The sequence below is a fragment of the Colwellia psychrerythraea genome, assembly GCF_000764225.1.
Lineage (GTDB): Bacteria > Pseudomonadota > Gammaproteobacteria > Enterobacterales > Alteromonadaceae > Colwellia > Colwellia psychrerythraea_D.
In genome coordinates, this window is sequence record NZ_JQED01000009.1 from 73,244 (window position 1) to 94,033 (window position 20,790).

General features: G+C 34.7%; 16 protein-coding genes. 1 reads left to right on the top strand and 15 read right to left on the bottom strand.

Features of this window, described 5'->3' with window-relative positions:
• Positions 1-168: 168 nt before the first annotated feature.
• Complete coding sequence (locus ND2E_RS14830) at positions 169-1,281, top strand: patatin-like phospholipase family protein (RefSeq protein WP_033093090.1); 1,113 nt, start codon at positions 169-171, stop codon at positions 1,279-1,281.
• Positions 1,282-1,363: 82 nt separating this feature from the next.
• Here the strand turns inward: ND2E_RS14830 and pgi are convergent, their stop codons facing one another.
• The 15 genes from pgi to ND2E_RS14760 form a co-directional block, all read right to left on the bottom strand.
• Positions 1,364-3,001, bottom strand: a complete 1,638-nt coding sequence (gene pgi / locus ND2E_RS14825; RefSeq protein WP_033093091.1) for a glucose-6-phosphate isomerase — start codon at positions 2,999-3,001, stop codon at positions 1,364-1,366.
• A gap of 640 nt (positions 3,002-3,641) precedes the next feature.
• Entirely contained in the window at positions 3,642-5,543 is a 1,902-nt protein-coding gene (locus tag ND2E_RS14820; protein ID WP_033093119.1) for a nucleoside-diphosphate sugar epimerase/dehydratase, read from the bottom strand.
• Between the two features lie 120 nt (positions 5,544-5,663).
• Positions 5,664-6,842: a DegT/DnrJ/EryC1/StrS family aminotransferase gene (locus ND2E_RS14815; protein ID WP_033093092.1), complete on the bottom strand. Its 1,179-nt coding sequence runs from the start codon at positions 6,840-6,842 to the stop codon at positions 5,664-5,666.
• A gap of 2 nt (positions 6,843-6,844) precedes the next feature.
• Entirely contained in the window at positions 6,845-7,690 is an 846-nt protein-coding gene (locus tag ND2E_RS14810) for a 3-hydroxyacyl-CoA dehydrogenase family protein (RefSeq protein WP_033093093.1), read from the bottom strand.
• Positions 7,687-8,322, bottom strand: a complete 636-nt coding sequence (locus ND2E_RS14805; protein ID WP_033093094.1) for an acetyltransferase — start codon at positions 8,320-8,322, stop codon at positions 7,687-7,689. Before ND2E_RS14805 ends, ND2E_RS14810 begins: the two co-directional genes overlap by 4 nt.
• A complete protein-coding gene (locus ND2E_RS14800; RefSeq protein ID WP_033093120.1) occupies positions 8,319-8,912 on the bottom strand; it encodes a sugar transferase in 594 nt (197 codons plus the stop codon). The genes ND2E_RS14805 and ND2E_RS14800 overlap by 4 nt, the downstream gene beginning before the upstream one ends.
• A 4-nt stretch (positions 8,913-8,916) precedes the next feature.
• The gene (locus ND2E_RS14795) at positions 8,917-10,131 is read right to left on the bottom strand and encodes a glycosyltransferase family 4 protein (RefSeq protein WP_081961994.1); all 1,215 of its coding nucleotides are present in this window, start codon (positions 10,129-10,131) and stop codon (positions 8,917-8,919) included.
• Between the two features lie 4 nt (positions 10,132-10,135).
• Positions 10,136-10,996, bottom strand: a complete 861-nt coding sequence (locus tag ND2E_RS14790; protein WP_033093096.1) for a UDP-3-O-(3-hydroxymyristoyl)glucosamine N-acyltransferase — start codon at positions 10,994-10,996, stop codon at positions 10,136-10,138.
• Positions 10,989-12,143, bottom strand: coding sequence for a glycosyltransferase (locus ND2E_RS14785; protein WP_081961995.1), 1,155 nt, complete (start codon positions 12,141-12,143; stop codon positions 10,989-10,991). The genes ND2E_RS14790 and ND2E_RS14785 overlap by 8 nt, the downstream gene beginning before the upstream one ends.
• A gap of 32 nt (positions 12,144-12,175) precedes the next feature.
• Positions 12,176-13,984, bottom strand: coding sequence for an asparagine synthase (glutamine-hydrolyzing) (gene asnB, locus ND2E_RS14780; RefSeq protein WP_052056325.1), 1,809 nt, complete (start codon positions 13,982-13,984; stop codon positions 12,176-12,178).
• A gap of 50 nt (positions 13,985-14,034) precedes the next feature.
• Complete coding sequence (locus ND2E_RS14775) at positions 14,035-15,177, bottom strand: glycosyltransferase (protein ID WP_052056326.1); 1,143 nt, start codon at positions 15,175-15,177, stop codon at positions 14,035-14,037.
• 70 nt (positions 15,178-15,247) lie between these two features.
• Complete coding sequence (locus ND2E_RS0121340) at positions 15,248-16,081, bottom strand: O-antigen ligase family protein (RefSeq protein WP_150113723.1); 834 nt, start codon at positions 16,079-16,081, stop codon at positions 15,248-15,250.
• Between the two features lie 458 nt (positions 16,082-16,539).
• Entirely contained in the window at positions 16,540-18,339 is a 1,800-nt protein-coding gene (gene asnB / locus ND2E_RS14770; protein ID WP_052056328.1) for an asparagine synthase (glutamine-hydrolyzing), read from the bottom strand.
• Positions 18,327-19,589 carry an oligosaccharide flippase family protein gene (locus ND2E_RS14765; RefSeq protein WP_052056330.1) on the bottom strand — a complete coding sequence of 421 codons (1,263 nt, stop codon included), beginning with the start codon at positions 19,587-19,589 and terminating at the stop codon, positions 18,327-18,329. The genes asnB (ND2E_RS14770) and ND2E_RS14765 overlap by 13 nt, the downstream gene beginning before the upstream one ends.
• 20 nt (positions 19,590-19,609) lie before the next feature.
• A complete protein-coding gene (locus ND2E_RS14760; RefSeq protein ID WP_033093100.1) occupies positions 19,610-20,713 on the bottom strand; it encodes a DegT/DnrJ/EryC1/StrS family aminotransferase in 1,104 nt (367 codons plus the stop codon).
• Positions 20,714-20,790: the final 77 nt, after the last annotated feature.

Consider the following 20,790-nt stretch of genomic DNA (forward strand, 5'->3'; position numbering starts at 1 on the left):
CTAAACAAAAAAATAAAAATAAGCAAATAAATAAAATACTTATTTCTATAGCATTGAACAAAAAGAAATTTATATGGTGATTATTAATAATCCAATATAATATAATACTGTTTGTATTTAAAAAACATGCTCTTAGCCCGTTACATTATTTAAGTTTGGCAATCAATTATGCTCGATATTTTTGCAGGTGAAAACGCCTTAAAATCTATTCAAGAAAATGGATTTAAACAAGAAAATTTCATAAATTTTTTGGGCGCCTCAGGTGGACCCAAATGGTTTATCTTATTTGGTTTAGATAAATATCTCTTTGGCAACTTTTTCAAGGCTAGAAGCTCTGAGCTTAACTTAATTGGTTCAAGTGCTGGTGCTTTTCGCGCTGCCGCATTAACACAAAAAGATCCCGTTAGAGCCATTGAACGTTTAGCCTATACCTATGCCAATACTGTTTACTCAAGTAAACCCAGTCCACAAGAGATATCTACACAAGCCGTTCATATTGTTGAACAACTATTTGCTGAAAATGGTGCTGATGAAATCATCAACAATGAAATATTCAAGGCTCATTTTCTTGTTGCGAAATGCAATGGCTTAACCGACTCTGATAATAAAATTATGCAAGGCGCTGGTTTAATTACTAGTATGTTGCTCAATAAAATAGATAGAAGGTTGCTCAGCAAGCAATATCAACGTTATATCTTTCAACACCCAAGCAGCACCCTGACCATAAACGACCCTTATAATTTCAGCAACGTTTATCAGACTCTAAACCCTGACAATATTAAAAGTGCCCTACTCGCTTCAGGCTCAATTCCTATGGTAATGTCTGGTATCAAGAATATAGCAGGGTCAAAAAATGGCACCTACCGTGATGGCGGTATAATTGATTATCATTTTGACTTTTCGTTAAGCAATAATAAATCAGATAAACAGATTACTAGTGGCCAAAAATTAGAAGTAGACTGTAGCAAAGAAAAATACGGTTTAACACTTTATCCGCACTTCAGCTCCGAGCCAAAAGCGGGCTGGTTTGATAAAAGCTCAAACAGAAGAGTATTAGCCAGTAGTTATGAAAACACCGTTTTATTAGCTCCCTCACAAAGCTTTATACAATCATTACCTTTTGGAAAAATTCCGGATAGGACTGACTTTACCAAGCTTGATGCGCCAACAAGGATCAAATATTGGCTTAAAGTATTAGAGGAAACCGAAAAGTTAGCAGAATGCTTTAATGACTTTGTGATAAAACAAGACTTAACGAAGATAAAGGCATTTAAGCCTTAATCTTCAATCATAGTTAAATAATACCAAAAATGACCATATCGCCGCTGACATACATCAAAAATTGCCTTAATTTTAGTTAGCTCTAGACTCGAGCTAAAAACTTAGCAACTAGGCTCTGACTCGAAGCCGAAAGTGAATCATCTTTAACACCATCCATAGCAGATAGTATGCTTGTACCTAACTGTTTCCCTAATTCAACGCCCCATTGGTCAAAGGAATTAACTTGCCATAAAACGCCTTGAACAAATATTTTATGTTCATATAACGCAAGTAGAGCGCCCATAGTTTCAGGGGTTAACAATTCCATAACTAGCGTATTACTTGGGGTATTACCCTTCATGGTTTTATGATGAGCAATTCGTGATATTTTCTCGACAGATAAACCACTCACCTCTAATTCGCTTTTTACTTGTGCTAATGTTTTTCCTTGCATTAATGCTTCACTTTGTGCAAAGCAATTAGCTACAAGTACCTTATGGTTTTCGGTATATTGGCTTCGCCCTTTTAAAGCAACAATAAAGTCTGTTGGAATGATGTCATCACTTTGATGCATTAACTGCATAAAAGCATGCTGGCCATTAGTACCTTCTTGTCCGAATACAACTGGAGCCGTTAACCATGAGAGTTTATCGCCAGATTTGGAAACGGACTTACCATTACTTTCCATGTCTGTTTGCTGTAAATAACCAGGTAACGCTCTTAACGAATGGGCATACGGTAAAATAGCTAACGTCGGGTACTCAAGTGCATTACGATTCCAAATGCCAAGCAAAGCCATAATCACCGGCATATTTTGTTTAAAGTCGGTTGATTTAAAGTGCATATCCATTTCATAGGCACCTTGTTTCAGCTTACTGAAATTATCATTACCAATAGCGAGAGCAAGGGGAAGTCCTACTGCGGACCAAAGTGAAAATCGCCCACCAACCCAATCCCACATAGGCAATATATGCTTCTCATTAATACCAAAGGTTTCAACTGCTTCAAGATTGCTACTTACGGCAAACCACTGTTTATCGATAACAGAGGTTAAATTGTTATCTGCTGGAGATACTTCAGAGGCACACGATAACATCCACTGCTTGACAGCCTTTGCATTTAGCATGGTTTCTTGTGTAGTAAAGGTTTTAGAAATAACGACAACGAGCGTTGTTTCAACATTTAATTTTTTAAGCTTTTCTTCAAGTGCTCCACCATCCACATTCGCAATAACATGAACGGCTAAAGCTAAGTCACGGTAATGCTCTAAGGCTGACAAACTGACTTTCACGCCATAATAAGAGCCACCAATTCCTATCGCTAATACATCAGTAAAACGTTGGCCTGTATAACCAGTTAAGACACCTTTTTGCACACCTTCAACAATCTTCGCCATTTGCTGTTCGGCTGCTTCAACTTCATGTGCAAGTGTTTCGCCTAGAACCTGTTGCTTAACAACTTGAGGAGCTCTCAATACCGTATGTAAGACAGAGCGACCTTCTGTATTGTTAATCTTATGCCCGTCAAATTGATGCGTTATACTTTCTGACAAACCAACGTCTTGAGCTATTTCAATTAATCCATTCAGCTCAACCTCATTTATGTTTTGCTTGGAATAATCTAAATATAAGTGAGGTGTCGACAAAGAAAAATCATTTATACGTTCTTTTTGGTCAAACAATGAAATAATTGAACGTGTTTTAGCGCTTTTGGCTAGTGAGGTTAACTTCTGAATATTCATAAATTACTAATTTTATTGTGCAGCCTAGATCAGGGAAATTAAAGAAGGCTCAGCTATTATTTTGATTAAAAGACTAATACTTTATTTATTTCAGCTCATTTTATTCAGCTAATGAAAAGTGTCCATAAATTGTTATAGTTGGTTATAGGGAGTTTTGATCATTGATGGAAGAGGTATCTAATCGAGAACCGAATATTTATCTTCTTACATAGTCAGCTTACAATCCCTGTAAATGCATTTTCATAGTACTCTTCTCTCACTACGACACTCCCCAAAAGATCATCAGGAATCCGCTTACTTATTCCTTCTCAATGAGCAAAGCTTTTGTGGCCGCATTAATGGTATATCATTGTTACTGTTACGGTTAACCTATTACAAATCTGTATCACTAAAATTAGGTGCTTGAAGACTTATGTCTCGCTTTTCACCATTTATTGTAAATAAGCTTTAAAATCACTAGTTAATTCATCTGAACTGGGTTAACCATAATCTGATTTTATATTTGAACACTGGTATATCGAGGATAGATAACAATTCTTATTAAAGTTGCTTTAATAGTTAATAGCATGAATGTACCTAGACAGCCACAAGAATTATTTCCTTAGTTATTGTGCCATTAAACCTATTAAAGCTAAAGTAATTAATACTTTTCTTCTGCTTTAGCTTGCCAAACTAAGTCACATATTCCATCTTTAGGAACAAAACCGGTAGGAGCTTCTAGGAGTAACCTGCGAATCGTTTCATGGGAAAAGTTATGACAGGCATCATCAAGCCTAATAAGTAATTTTTCTAGAGCTTCCCATGTCAACATAGTCTCGTGAGCAGACATAATTCGACGATGATCTGTTTGTGTTACATCATCACCGATCAATAACTCCTCAAACAATTTCTCACCTGGCCTCAATCCAGTGTATTCAATTTCTATATCACCATCAGGATTATGCTTATCCTTAACATTCATTCCGCTTAAATGAATCATCTTAACTGCAAGGTCAGAAATATTAACAGGATCTCCCATATTTAAAACAAATACATCACCACCTGTTCCCATAGCTCCTGCCTGAATAACTAATTGTGCAGCTTCAGGTATTGTCATAAAATAACGAATAATGTCTGGATGAGTTACAGTAATAGGGCCACCAGACTTTATTTGATCTCTAAATAAAGGTACAACAGAGCCTGACGAGCCTAATACATTACCAAAGCGAACCATACAATAACGTGTACTGGACTCCTTCCGCGCTAACGCTTGCAAAATCAGCTCCGCCATTCGTTTAGTTGTACCCATAACATTCGTAGGCCTTACCGCTTTATCCGTTGATATAAGCACAAATGTTTCAACATTAGCTTCCATAGCAGCCTCGGCCGCATAAAGAGTACCAAACACATTATTTCGCACCCCTTCAACAACATTGTGTTCAACTACAGGTACATGTTTATAAGCGGCAGCGTGATAGACAGTTTGCACATTGAAAGTACGCAAAACAGTCATCATTCTATTTTTTCTTTGAACGGAACCAAGTAAAGGTACGACCTGACAATTATAACCTAACTCATCAGCTTGTTTTTGCAGTTCACCGTTAATTTGGTATAAAGCAAACTCTGACAGTTCAAATAAGATCAACTTTGTTGGTTTTTGTTTTAAAATTTGGCGACAAAGTTCTGAACCGATCGAACCACCGGCTCCCGTAACCATAACAACTTTTTCATGAATATTAGCTTTTAGTAGCAACTGATCTGGTTTAACTGGCTCACGTCCGAGCAGATCCTCAATAGAAACTTCACGCAGTTCATCAATTTTAGCTTTTCCACTAACTAAATCGGCAGATCCAGGTATGGAAAGTATTTCAACAGGCAGTGCTTCTATTTTATTTAAAACGCGGGCAATGCGCTTTTTATTTTCTCTTGGCATAGCAAGTAAAAGGCGAGAAATAGAAGACTCTTCAATCAGGCGAGAAAGATCATTACGTCGATAGACAGTAATGCCTTGTATCACACGTTTATGAATTCTAACGTCATCATCAATAAACGCAACTGGATAATATTCATCTCCATGCAACAAAGACTGCGCAAGTTGTCTCCCTGCTGAACCTGCACCATATATGATTACCTTTTCTTTATGTTTATTCTTTATTGGAGAGGATGCTATTAATGTTCGTATCAAAAAACGGCTTCCACCGACTAAAACTAATAAAAAAGCCGAAAATATTACAGGAACCGTACGAGGTAAGTCTATATTTAAAAAGAATGATAAGAAAACCAAAGCCCCTGTCGTAAAACATACTGACAAAGCAATACTTACAGCAGCTTTACTATTTATATATCTAAGAACAGCCCTATAGAGTCCAAGTTTAACATTAGCAATTAGGGCAATAGGGATTAAAAATGCCAGGAGTAACCATGAAGAAGAATGAGAAAAAATTGCTAATGTATCTAAACGAACAAGCATTGCTGCCCAAAAGGCAACACTAACAAATATAAGATCAGAAAAAAGCGATATAATACGTTTTACAAGTCTTGGCGCTTGAAATAAAAAATTCATATAAAAATCAGGCTTACTTAAGAAAATTTTTAATAGTTTCGGTAGACTACTAAAAAGAACATTAGAAAGAATGCCAGACATTATACACAAGCAATGCTATTTATTCCGCTTTATTAGTGATTATTTCCTACTAGCTATTTTTAGTACGTTATAAAGTACATCGCAAGTAGTAGCTACCTCATCTTTTGTTAGTGTGGGGTGTACTAAAAACATTAAACTTGTTTCACCAAGCTCTTTTGCATTAGTTAAGCGGTTTTCAGGTCTAAAGCCTGTTTGATCAAATGCTTTCTCTAAATAAACTTCTGAACAGCTGCCTTGGAAGCAAGGAGCTCCTGCAGAAACAATTTCATTTACAATACGATCACGATCCCAGCCTTCCGCCAAAAATTCAGAGTTAATGAACATATAATGTTTATATTCTGCATGCTCGCTATAATTTGGCACTTCTACTAAACGGATCAATTCAAATGCTTTAGCTGTTTCATCAAGTTGTTTGGCATAAACTTGCCGTGTTTCTGACCAAGTATTCATTCGTGTTAGTTGAATCCGTCCTATTGCCGCCTGCATTTCTGTCATGCGCCAATTAGTGCCAAAACTCTCATGTAACCACCTAAAACCTGGTGGGTGCTCACGGTTGTATATCGCATCCCATGATTTACCATGATCTTTATAACTCCACATTATTTTCCATAATGTTTCATCATTAGTAGTGACCATACCGCCCTCACCACCTGTTGTCATGATTTTATCTTGGCAAAAAGACCATGCACCAACATGACCGATAGAGCCTACACTTTTGCCCTTATACTTTGCACCATGGGCTTGAGCACAATCTTCAATGACAAAAAAGTTATGCTTCTTAGACAATGCCATAATCTCGTCCATCTCAGCAGGCATACCAGCTAAATGAACAACAATAACGGCTTTAGTTTCTGGTGTAAGTACCTCTTCAATACTTTGTGCCGTTATGTTTTGACTATTTAAATCAACATCCGCGAAAATAGGTTTGGCACCCGAGGTAACGATACTTGAAGCCGAAGCTAAAAAAGTGCGGGGTGTCGTTATAACTTCATCACCTGCACCAAGATCCAATGCTTTTAAGGCGAGATCTAATGCAAGAGTACCATTGCCTAATGCAACCGCATATTTGCTATCTGCAAAGGTTGCGAATTCTTTTTCAAACTCACGACCTTCCTGGCCAGTCCAATAGTTTACTTTATTTGATAGTAGAACGCGTGAAACCTCATCTGACTCTTCTTGGGTAAATGATGGCCAAGGGGAAAATTTTGTATTAAGCATAATTAATAGTTAAAAAAACCTTTTTTAGTCTTTCTTCCAAGATGATTTGCTCTGACCATTTTTCTTAGCATTGGATGTGCCCTATATTTAGGGTCACCTGTTTCTTTATATAGGGTTTCCATTATAGACAGATTTACGTCATTACCAATAAGATCGGCAAGTGCTAGTGGCCCCATAGGGTGGTGTGCACCAAATTTCATTGCTTTATCAATATCCTCTGCGGTAGCAACTCCTTCTGCTAAGATGCTAACGGCTTCATTAATCATTGGGATGAGCATACGATTTACCACGAAGCCAGGTGCTTCGTTAACTACAACAGGTGATTTACCAAGCTTAGTAGTAAAGTCTTTTAATTTTTGAATCACTGGTTCAGAACTTACATGCCCAGAAACTATTTCAACAAGTTCCATCACTGGTGCAGGATTAAAAAAATGAAGTCCGACTACATTTTCAGGCTTAGGAAATAGGTTAGCAAAAGCTGTGATTGATAAGGAAGATGTATTAGAAGCTATGATCATGTCTTCTGTGATATACGGTACTAATTTCTTATAAAGGTCTAACTTAATATCAAAATCTTCTGCAACAGCTTCAATAACTAAATCTGATGATTGAATTCCAGTTAAAGAGTCATTAATAGTTAATTTCTCAATAGTGCTTGATGCAAAAGATTCTGAAATCTTACCTTTCCTGACCATTTTGCTTAAACACTTCAAACAAGCTGCCTTAACAAATTCAGCCTTTTCAACTGTTCTTGCAATTATATTTAGTTTAACAACATCTTCACTTTGAATTAGGACTTGAGCAATTCCTATACCCATAGTACCTGAACCAATTATTGATACTTTCATATTTCTGATAACTCCTTAAGTTTCTTCGCTGGATTTCCTGCAAAAACGGCTAACTCTGATATATTTTTAGTTAGAATAGCACCCATACCTAACATTGCACCTCGGCCAATAGATAAACCTTGCCTAACTAAAGCGCCTGTTCCAATTTCAACGTACTTAGACAAAGAAACATTGCCAGAAACAGCAGCCATTGGAGCAATAGTTACAAAGTCGCTAAAGTTGCACTCATGACCAACGGTAACATTTAAATTAAGAATATTATGATTTCCAACCTTAACGTCAACGGTTAGTATAGTTCCAGCACAGACAATAGCACCTTTACCAAATTCAACGGTATTGGAATATTTTACACTGGGGTGTATTAATGTAGAAAATTGTGGATTGCCCTTTTCCAACATTTTTTCATAAACTTGAAATCGTGTTCTTGGGGAACCTATTGCGATAACAAACTCACAATCACTATATTCAACCCAAGAACTTATAGAACCTAACACTCTCGAACCCTGAATAATTGATTGGTGTGTCTCTTCGTTATCGTCCAAGACTCCTATCACTTTCCTATTGCAGTCATTGGCTAACCATAAAACTTCTTTCGCAAAGCCGCCACCACCAATAATTATTAAATCTTTCACTTTTTATTTCCTTCAAACTTTGACATAGTTACTTCGCCATCAGCGCTAATATCCTCGCGACAAAACACCTTTCTAACTGTTAAAAAAAGGATTTTAATATCTAACAAAAATGATTGATTTTCAACATACCAAATATCTAATGTAAACTTTTCTTCCCAACTAATAGCATTGCGACCGTTAACCTGTGCCCAACCAGTTATACCAGGACGAACATTATGACGTTTAGCTTGTTCATTTGAATATAGAGGTAAGTATTCTACTAACAAAGGCCGAGGACCAACCAAACTCATATCCCCTTTTAATACATTCCAAAGTCCAGGTAATTCATCTAAGCTAGATGATCGAAGCTTTAATCCAAAAGGTGTTATCCTATCAGAGTCAGGTAACGAATTACCTAACTCATCGATAACATCTCTCATACTTCTAAACTTGATCATTTCGAAGGTTTTACCTTTTAAACCAGGTCGTTTTTGTTTGAATAATACTGGTTTACCTAAATTATCAGCGATCTTACGGCTAACAATGAAAGCTATAGGGGCCAAAATGATTATAGCCATTAAAGAAACAACAATATCAAATAAACGCTTCATATAACTAGACATCTTTGTAAGCATCCAATATTTTTTTAGCTAAATCCTTAAACTCATAGTTTTCCATTAAAAAGTCATACCCTTTCTCACCCAAATGCGTTAATTCATCATCTGTACGGTTTGATAAATCAAGTATTGCTTCCTTAATTTCAAAGGTATCACCTGGTTTAACATTTACACCACAATTTGCTAACTCAACTTGATTTTGTGGAGAATTCAAAGCCTGTATAATCGGTTTTTTAGCCCACATGTAATCAAACACTTTATTTGGACTAACACCATATTTATACATAGAAATATCTTGCCAAGAAATTATACAAATATCAGCAAAACTCAAAACTCTTTGTATTTCATCTTTATTCACGGGAGGGAAAAAATAACAATTTGAGTTACAGTTACGCTTAATCAGATTCTTTTTTTCTTTACCATCACCAACTAATACTAAAGCTATAGAACTAACATCAATTGAATTAAATGCATCAATCACATATTCAAGTGCATTAGGCACCCCATGAGAACCAGTATATATAATTATTCTTTTATATTTATCTCTTAATCTTGTTAATTTCTCATCAAGTGCCGAGTTACTAGCTCTCTCCTGTGTTTTATCAATCCCATTACAGACATATAGGAACTTCCCTTCATCTAGGCCATGTTCTCTCATGTAAGGTTCGAGATTGATTGCTAAGGAAATTGTCTTATCCGTATATTTATGACCGATATATTGGAATAGTTGTAATAACAATGAAAAAGGATGCCACTTAGATAACCCTAATAATAAATTTAAACTTAACGGCCAGGGATCCCTAACTTCAAAAAACACTGGAACTTTATACTTTCTAGCCCACCTGAGCGCCCCTAACAAATGAAAAGGGTGTACTGAAGAAGCAATAATCAAGTCAGGCTGACTTAACCCTAAAGTACTTATAGGATCACTAAAAAGAACTTTAGCTCCAAATGTTAGCATACTCTTGATACGCGAAAGCCCATTTCCTGCATAGCTAGGAACTTTAATCCACGAAAAGTTAACACCATCAACATTTTTATTTATGAAAGATTCGTTTTGTTCAACAATTTCTCTATGCATATGGTGGGTCGAAGCACACACTACAGAGACTTCATGCCCCCAAGATAGAAAACCTTTTGAAAGGTAATAAGAGCGCCATTCTCGCGCAAAATTAACTGATCCGGAATAATGGTTATAATATAAAATGTTCAACGTATTATGTTCTATTTAATATCTTTGCAGGGTTTCCAGCAACAACTTTTCCATCAGGTACATTTTTTGTTACCACTGCACCTAAACCAACAATAGCATCATTGCCTATACTCAATCGTTGTTTCACACAAGCATTTGGAGCCACTCTCGAACGCTTACCAACGCTAACATAACCAGAAAGTTCAGCTCCTGCAATAATAAATGAATAGTCATCAATAAAGCAATCGTGTGCAATATGCACTAAATTATCAACTTTGACACTTTCCCCTAGGTAGGTATCATTAATCATTCCTCTAACCACACAAGTATTTGAACCAATTTCTACATTATCGGAAAGAGTCACACCACCAAGGTGAGGTTGTTTTACTAAACCTTTGCCAGTGTCTATATAACCATAACCATCCCCCCCAATTGATGCATGCGTTCTGATTAAACAATTCTTTCCTATTTTTGTTCCTGAGTGTATCACTGCATTATGTTCAATCACTGTGTGTTCACCAATTTCAACATTTTCTTCTATGACTACATTTTCACCAATTTTAACGGACGAAGGAATCTTCGAATATTGATATTTAGCTTCAAAGCCAATATTTGCCTTTATGTATTTAATAATATCAACAATAATTATTTGGGGATTTTCTACAACTACACAGTTATAACCACTGATCGCCTCTCTAACCAATAATATTAAGTCTTCGTGATTTTTAGGCAACTCACCTTTAATATAATCACAAATACTATTTGGGACGCCGTTAGAGCTATCCGAAATAAAATCAATTTTGATATCTTTATCTAAAATACTATGTAAATTTATGCCCTTAAAAATTTCACTCAACATTGTAGTTTTTTTAAGTTGGTTACTCATGATCTTCTCCTAGAATTTGCTCATATAAACGATTTAACTTTAACGATTCATTCTCCCAATTATAGAACCTTTGCACCACATCCCTTCCTTTATGAGATATTGAACTATATAAATCATCATTGTTTGTAAGGGTATAAATAATTTCGGCTAACGCATTAGTGTTTGACACATCCTGCCCAAAAGTAACTTTATGCTTATTTTGAAAGTTAGGCCAAGCTCCGTAATTAGGCGTTATGACAGGCATTCCATATAGTAAATACTCAAATAGCTTTAAAGGTGATGTTGAAACTTTATATTGTCCAACTGGATTGAATAATATTAATCCTAAATCAGCCTCTTGATAAACACTTGAGAGTTCACTCCTTTCTAGCAATCCCCGATAATCCACCTTCTCCCATCCAAGGTGCTTTTTTGCTTTTTCCTGTTCCATTTTACTGGCAAAGCCTCCAACCAAAATAAGCTGAAAACGTTCATCTAAAAATTCTACTAGATCAAGCATATTACTTAAACCACGATCATTTGATATAGTGCCGGAATATAGCAATTTAATATTTCGTTTATTTGATAAACCTTTCTTTGACTCAAAGTTTTTATACTCTGAAAGGCTGACATAGTTACTCAAGACCTCCACTTTTGTATTACTTTGTCCAAAGTAACTAACCATCTCCGCTTCCTGCGGAACAACGATGGCATCTAAACGTTTAGATACTCCTAACTCTATATATTCAAATATAGAGGAAGTTATATTACGTAATAATTTGGGTATATAAAATTTCCGTTTAATCTGTCGACCAGTTAATTCATGTGAATCAAATACAACATTAAAGCCCTTGAGTTTTAAGACCAATCCTACAAAGAGTAGTTCTGGATCGTGGAAATGGTAAAGACGTGCATTAAGTTCTACCGCTTTCTTGTAACACCAAAAAGAAGATAAAAGAATCCTTTTCAACCTCCCCTGCAGCTTACCAATATCATGTACTTTAACACCAGCAATTAAGTCATTACCTTTGCCATCAGCTACAACTAAATTAATATCATGCCCAAAATAGGCAAGACTCACACACTCTTTATAAAAAACCCTGATATCATTTCGAGGGTGCACGGTGGTTAAATGACAAATTTTCTGCATTTTAAAATCCAATTTCATTCAATTTATTACTCATAAAATTTAAAGTACGACTAATTTTTCAACTTAACGTTATAAGCGTGTTCCCACTTGGCGATAAAAAACATAAGCCAAATTGACTTATGATCTGTTACTCTTTTTTCATTTGTAATATTTTTAAGAATGGTAGAGTTAGCAATTGCATTTTGAATATAATACTTATGATCTTTTAACCAAATATCAGCAGGAGCCTCGAAGCCAATTTTATTTTTACGCCAAGTTATTGACTTTGGAAGATAGTCATCTATCGCTTTCCTTAATAAAAACTTAGTCCACCCTTCATTAATTTTATAATTGTTAGGTAATGATAGAGCCGTTTCAACCAATTGATAATCAATAAAAGGTAATCGCGCTTCTATAGAGTGGGCCATCGAATTTCTATCTTCGTATCGTAGTAAATGCGGCATTTGTGTTTCAAAAATCTCTAACTTTTGTAGCTTAAAAATATCCTTATAACTCTTTGCTAATTTATTTAAAAAATACCAATTCACTTTAGGAAAATACTCAGGTTTAATAAAGGAGTTTCTTTTTAAAAGTCTTTTTTTTCTTAGGTTTGCAGATAAAAAGTATGCGCAGTAGGCTAACAAACTGAATTTTGATAACTTAGAGTTATCAGATGCCTTAAAAAAACCTTTGCACATTTCTTTAAAAGAAAGTGATAATAAATAAGATGGGTAATACCGCTCATAACCTAAGAGGGTTTCATCGCCACCTTGTCCGTCGAGCATCACCTTACAGCCAGTCTCTTTGGCTTTCTTGAATACAACATACTGCATCACAATAGAAGGGCCGCCCACAGGTTCATCTTGTAGTTTCACAATTTCATCTATTTTATCAAGAAAATCATTATGAGACGGTTGTACAACATTCCAATTGAGCTTCGCATGTTTAACTACTTTCTCTGCATAACTAGTTTCATCATTTTTCGGATCTAATGACGAGGCGGTAATTGCATTAAATGGGTTTGGGGTTTCTACAGCATTTATTTTAGCTGCGATTGATGCCACAGCAGAACTATCTAAACCTCCGCTTAAACAAGTGCCCACTTTTACATCTGAGCGCAGCCGAAGCTTGACTGATTTTTGCAAAGCTTGTTGATATTCTACTACTGCTTCATCTTCATTAAGTCCAGACAAAGACGGGTCTATTTTGAGGTTATAATATTTTTCCACTCTATGTGTATGGGTTTTTAAATCGTATATTAAATTACTTCCCCCTTTTAGAGAATAAACCCCTTCAAAGAACGTTTGTTCCGTATGTTCGCTCAATCCCATAACTAAAAAGTCTAATAACATGCTTAGGTTAGCAATATTTTGTTCATGAAAAGGTAATAATTGTTTGATTTCAGAGCCAAAAACAAAATTATTATTTACTTCTGAATAAAAAAATGGTTTGACACCAAACCTATCTCTACTACAAAATATTATATCTTCAATCTTATTGTAAATAGCAAATGACCACATACCATTGAATTTCTGTACACATTCTTCGCCCCAAAAGTCGTAGGCAGCTAAAATCACCTCTGTATCTGTTTCACTTTGAAAGGTGTAACCATGCTGAATTAACTCCTCCTGCAGTTCAATATAATTATATACTTCGCCATTATATGTAATTACATATTTATCTTGAAAATTCATTGGTTGATGCCCACATGGGCTAAGGTCTAAGATAGACAACCGACGATGTCCAAACGCAAATGAGTCACCAAAGAAGAACCCTTCGCTATCAGGTCCTCTATGAATGATTAAATCATTCATATCTTGAATTACTTTAGCGTCAATACAATCGTTTTCTTTGTTTATTATTCCACTAATACCGCACATACATTAATACCAAATATTGAATTGAATTGAATTGAATTGAAAAATTAATGCTAGCACGTTAACCTTTGATAAATTTGAAGTAATTTTTCTTCCTGTTTTTCCCATGAAAACTTCTTTGTTTCCCGTAATTTAGCAACATTGTTTCTCATAGTGTCAAAATCCGAATCGATAATGGATTCAATTGCGTTTTTAAAACCTGCACTATCATCTGACAGGGCAACAATTCCAACACTTTCTTTTTCTACAATTTCTTGCATTAAAGGTCTAGCTGACACCAACACAGGCAAACCGGCCATTAGATATTCAAATAATTTATTAGGCATACAATATTTATAACTTAAACAGGTATCTTCAATGAATGATATTCCTACATCACAAGAAGCGGTATATGAATGTAATATATCTGGAGATACGGCTTCCCTAAATATAATGGATTCATATTTCTTTGAATACGATTTAATCATTCCTTCAAAAGGTCCAAACCCCATAAAAATCATGATTGCATCATTAGATTCTAACTTAGAAAACACGTCTAAAAGGATCTCTATTCCTCGCCCTTGTGCTAAGATCCCTTGGTATAAAAATATTTTTTGATCATCCCTAATACTAAATTCATCCCTTAAAACCGAAGTTGCTTCGACTTTACTATAATAAGGACAATTCAAAACTTGCTCTGGTGGATCGATCGAATACATTTCAGCATAGGCCTCTGCAGCCAAGCGGCTAGGAATTATATTCTCATCCGTAAACTTAATACATAGTTTTTCTAATATTCTCATGAGAAACTTACTTGATCGGCTTAACCCATGAACCTCGGTTTCAAATTCATGAGCATCATAGACAACTTTAACTCTTCCTAATGTTAACAGCTTAGATAAAATACCTATTGGAAGTGCATTTAGGTCATGGCAATGTATAACATCGGCACACTTACTATAGGAAAATAATACTCTTAAGATGAATTCAAAGTATTTAATTAATTGGATCGGCTTTATTTTGGCCCAACTACGAGTAGCCAATTTAATTCTATGGACATTCAAAGTATGCTCAATAGCTTTCTCAGGAAATCCGTTTTCATGAAGAGCAATGATTTTAACATTGTAACCTGCTTTTTTTAAGCTAATGCCCTCTTTAATCACTCTTGTATCATTCTTAAAATTATTTAAAACAACGGACAAAACCCTAATGGACATAAAAATTCCTTTATAAAAATAGTAAAATAAAGAAAGTAACTACTTTCTTAAAACAAACATTTAAAACAAGCTAGGTGTGACGTGAAAATCCAAATAAGCCAAGAGCAAACCAAAAAGGCATCCAAGCATAAAATGTAAAAAAAGAACCTAACAATAAAATAAATAAAATAATAGAAATTCTAAATAAACTGAAAGTTTGCCCTCCTGCCAAATTAGTACCTCTGAGCCTTTCTCTATACACAAAAAACATCATTAACCCAAAAAGTATTAAACCAATTAATCCAGTATGTGTAGCTAAAGACAATACAAAACTATGGATATATTCTCCTTTTGTATTTAATAATGTTTCAACTTCGGAGTGACCGAATATTGGGTTATAAGCTAGCTGATCTATAAAATTTTTCTTAATAATAGCAAATCGACTATTTACAGAGCTAGCCTCCCCACTGCCATATCCAGTAATCCTTAGCATGTCGAAAGGTATATCAAAAAGAGTAACCAGTAATGAAAAAACTAAAAATAAGGATAAAACTAACTTAATAGCAGCAAGCCAAAAATTACCTTTTCTATTTAAAAGTACTTTCGAAAGGTAAAAATCCACTCCATTAATTACTTTTTGTGTTTCTTTAAAAAAAACACAAAATAAGTAAATAATAAGTATTGCAAGGCAACCAACCAACCCCATATTACTGCCTAGCAACTGTGATACTAGTGATAAAGTCATTGCAACTATAGAAACACATAAAGCATTTATTGAAATAAAGGTGATAGTTTTATTCTTTTCATTTGCTACTAATGAAACAGCTGCTATAAGCATTAAACTCATAATCATCAAATCAGCAGGTCTCTGGTATGCACCTGCACTATCTAGAACCAATAGTTGCCTATCAGAAGAAGAACTCAATAAATTACTAACTACAAATACACATGCAAACAAAGTAAAAAATAAAAAAATATAATGCAAGGAGGTTCTAAGTCGATTCGACAGTGAAGTATTTCTAATAACATCAATGCATAACGAAAATATCCACCCAAAAAGAAAAGAGAACAATATTCCACCACTAGTGCCTATAGTGAGAGCTTTTAATTTTGAAAGATCCCAAGTATTTATAATAACTGATAGAAATATATATAAAAAAAATACAATTAGAAATATCAAACTTGCTACATTTTTTTTCCTAATCTTTATGATAACTTTAGGGCAAGTTGCAATAAATAAATACGTCGAAAGAAGTAAGATTACCCCCAGAAATGGGTAACCAACTCCGACTTGGCCTAGAGCAAGGCTATTAACTACCACGAATAGCACGAACATAAAAATAGCAGTGTAACTAAAAAAGTTTTTTATAAACACAGTCTTCTCTATACATGTTTATTTTTGGTTTTTGTTTCTTGTCTACTAAAATATAGTTCTTTGAAAACTTTCAAATTCAGCTTTCTAATCAAAAACCTAACACCATGCTTGTTTATTTTCTCTTCGAGGTTTATTTCTTCTGGTATTTTTTTCTCTATCCACGCTTTTAAAGGACCTAGAAACCAAAATTTTTCAGGTATAGGCCACCCCATTTTATCTTTTCTCCAAACAATTTCATCCGGAAGCTTACCATCAAAAGCTAATCTAGCAATATACTTAGTCCAACCATTATGCATTTTATAAGTTGCTGGTACTGAAGATAAAAATTCAATTAAACGATAATCCATAAAAGGCATTCTAGACTCTATACTATGTGCCATTGATGTATGGTCTGCATAATGAATAAGGTTCACTAAATTATGCTTAGTTGATTCTTCAAGTTGTTCATTTAAATTAGTATAAAAGTCTAGGCCTTTAAGTCGTTTTATACATTTTTTAAGCACTTTTTTACCGAAGATAGCTTTAAAATGAACCATCATTCCTGAGAGTATTATGCGTTTTTTTATTCCTGGAATTTTGATGAAATATTTAAATTCTTTGTAAAAATCTAATAATTTTAATGATACTAAATAAGTCATCACGTAATCTAGATATCCAGCCAATTGTTCATCAGCTCCCTGACCATCTAGAGTTACTTTAACGCCAGTTTCCTTAACTAATTGAAAAGTATGCCAAGCAGACATACATGTACCCTCAGGAGGATTTTCCATATGATAGATTACCTGCTTATGCTTAAATGGTAAATCTTCAACTTTAGGTTCAATTTGATGACTGTTAACATTAAGGCTTTTTGCAACCAAGTCAATAAATTCACTTTCATCACAATCAGTAGTACCTTCAGCTTTATATACCGAAGAAAAAGTTTCTTGTAATTCAGTTTTACCTAATGACTTTAGATATTGGTTAACTAGATATACTATAGAACTACTGTCTAACCCACCAGATAAAGCAGATCCGACTCTAACATCCGCACGTAAACGTAGACGAACCGCATCACTTAATATTTCATAATAGGTTTCTGCGTATTTTTTTGCTTTCTCTTCTGAGAATAGTTCTTCTTTTAAATTACTATTAAAAGTCCAAAATTGATTTATTTTGAAATCATCATTTAATTCTTCAGCACTACCTAAAAAATAACTCGAGACTGGGAATCTAAATATGCTCTCAAAAGCGGTTTCTGTATAATACTCCTTTGGACCTTTCAGTAAATATTGTTCTAAATACAGCTCATTAGGCATATTTTTTACTAGGGGGTTTACTAATATCGACTTGATTTCACTTGCAAAAACAAAATCATTAGACTCTCTATAATAATATAGGGGTTTAATACCAAATCTATCTCTTGAGATAAAGAAAATTTTATCTTTTTTATCGTATATTACAAACGCCCACATTCCATTAAATTTACTAAGGCATTCAACACCCCATTTATCAAATGCCGCTAAAATCACCTCTGTATCAGTATCACTATTAAACAGGTATCCTAATACCTCGAGTTCTTGACGAATTTCAGTATAGTTATATACTTCGCCATTATAAGTAATTACATACCTGTCCATATAGGACATGGGTTGATGACCTGCATTAGAGAGATCAACAATTGATAAACGCGTATGCCCTAATGCAACACCTGAAGAATAAAAATGCCCGCTACCATCAGGTCCCCGATGGTGTAAAACCTTTGTCATTTCTTTGAGAACTGATTTATCAACATTACTAGAAGTAATATAACCTGCTACACCGCACATTTAGTTTTTTTCCCTATGGATACTGCTGTAAAATAAATTAATAAAAAATAAGATGAGTAAAGAACTAATTCATGTACTACAAATGCTATTAATAGTTGCTTAATATCTTCTGTTGAAAAAATAATTAAAACTGAAGAAACTGTTAATAAATATAATGTTTGCCAAAGTACTGCTTTTTTCAAGTTTTCGCCTAATGACATAACGACACTAAGAGGGCTAACAATAAATCTAATTCCTGCTGCGTACACAAGAATTTGTGAAAGCTCTCCTGCCAATTGCCAACTTTTACCGAAGAAATAAACAAACAACATATCCCCATAGCAAGCTAATAAAAACGCGATCGGTAAAAAGATTGCGAACAATACTAACGCAATTTTAATCACTAGTGGTGCTATCTTATCTGGTTGTTCAAGGTGTGCTGTTGCAACCTTTTGATAAAAAACCTGAGATAATGCTGAAGATAATAATGTAGCCGGTATACTTAAAACTCTAAATGTTAGGCTGAAATAACCTGTAATTGTCGCCTCAAAAAAACGGGTAATTATTAGTATGGGCATCTGAACAGCACATGCATCACTTATAGCCCCAAAGATCCCATACTTGGGAAAACGATTATACTTTTTCATTAAAGATTTAGATTGCTTATAAGAGGCACCTTTTATTACAAGCCAGTTTTTCTTCTTTAAATTTTTGAGTAAAACTATTGAAGCAACTAATCCCCCCATTATTTGACCAAATATTAAACCTGGATAAGCTAACAGACCAACTCCTACCTGTGTAACAGACTGGCTACTTGATTGCACAACTCTAACTAAAGCCGTTGTGCGAAACAATTTTTTTCGGTTAAACCATGATGTATATGTTTGAATTATAGCTGTGATAACAATTGAAATAGGTAGGAAATATAACCATGGATATATTGCAGCGTTACCTAAAAAAAGCGCAAACTCCTTACCTAGAGATAAAACCAGTAGCAATAAAATACAACTAACAAAAAGAGAGATAACCATTGTTACTTTACAGAGAGCTAAAGCATCACTGTCATTTTTAGGTAACATAATAGCTTGTTCATATCGACCTGAAGAAACAACACCTATAATGGAGACAAGAGCAATATAAAGGGCTAAAACTCCAAATTGCTCGGGGCTATATATCCTTGTCAATAGAGGTAAAAAAACTAAGGGAATTAATTGAGAAATTCCCGCACCTAATGAAAGAGTTGCAATATTATTAAAAAAATTTGATTTCATCTAGATAACAATACTCACAATTAGTCAGCATTTAATATACGCACAATCTTATCAACATCAATATCATATCCATGCATTGGCAAGCTGAGTACAGTTTCTGAAAGATTCTCAGAAATATTTAGCTCATTTTTGCATAAATTAACTGGCTGAAACGCAGTTTGTTGATGCATACATTTCGAATAATATACAACCGAAGGGACTCCCTCATTCTTCAAGGCTGTTATTAGCGAATCACGATTATCCACTTTGAGAGTATATTGTGCCCAGGAGCTAACATAGTTTTCAGGAACAAAAGGACGTACAATTTTTTTTGAGATTATGCTGTCATATAGCTTTGCTATTCTATTTCTGTTTTTCAATTCCGTTGGAAATTCTTTTAGTTTCTCAATCAGAATGGCGGCTTGAATAGTATCAAGTCGGCTATTCATACCGATCCTAATATTATCGTATTTGTCGTTCCCTTTGCCATGCACTCGAAATGATCTAAGTAGATCGGCGTAGTCATCATTATTAGTGAAAACTGCTCCACCATCGCCGTAGCAACCTAATGGCTTAGCAGGGAAAAAGCTTGTTGTTGCAATGTCACCAAAGCTTCCAGCTTTTTTACCATTAATTTCGCCCCCGAAACCTTGGGCTGCATCTTCAATTAACTTCAAGTTATATTTTTGAGCTATTTTTTCTATTTCTGGATAATTTGCAGGTAAGCCAAACAGGTCTACAGCTATAATTGCTTTAGGTTGAAGTTTACCTTCTTCAATAACATCTTGAATACTTCGTTCTAAATCTAAAGGGCAAATGTTAAAAGTAGTTGGATTAGCATCAACAAAAATCGGTGTTGCCCCAAAAAAGGCTGGAGCTTCTGCGGTAGCAAAAAAAGTAAAGGTCGGACAGAAAACAGCGTCCCCTGGTTTTATATCCAAAACCATCATACAAAGTTGTAAAGCATCGGTTCCATTAGCACAAGTAATAGCATGTTTAACACCGACATACTCAGCTAAATTTCTTTCTAATTCTTCCACTTCAGGCCCCATGATATATTTACCATGACTGAGTACAACTTGAATACGCTTATCAATACGTTCTTTCAAATGTTGATACTGTGCTTTAAGATCAATGAATTGCATATTTTACTTACCTTTTCATCAACAGCTGAACTGTCAAAAGCCTTTAGATGTAACTATCTAAAGGCTTTTACAATTAT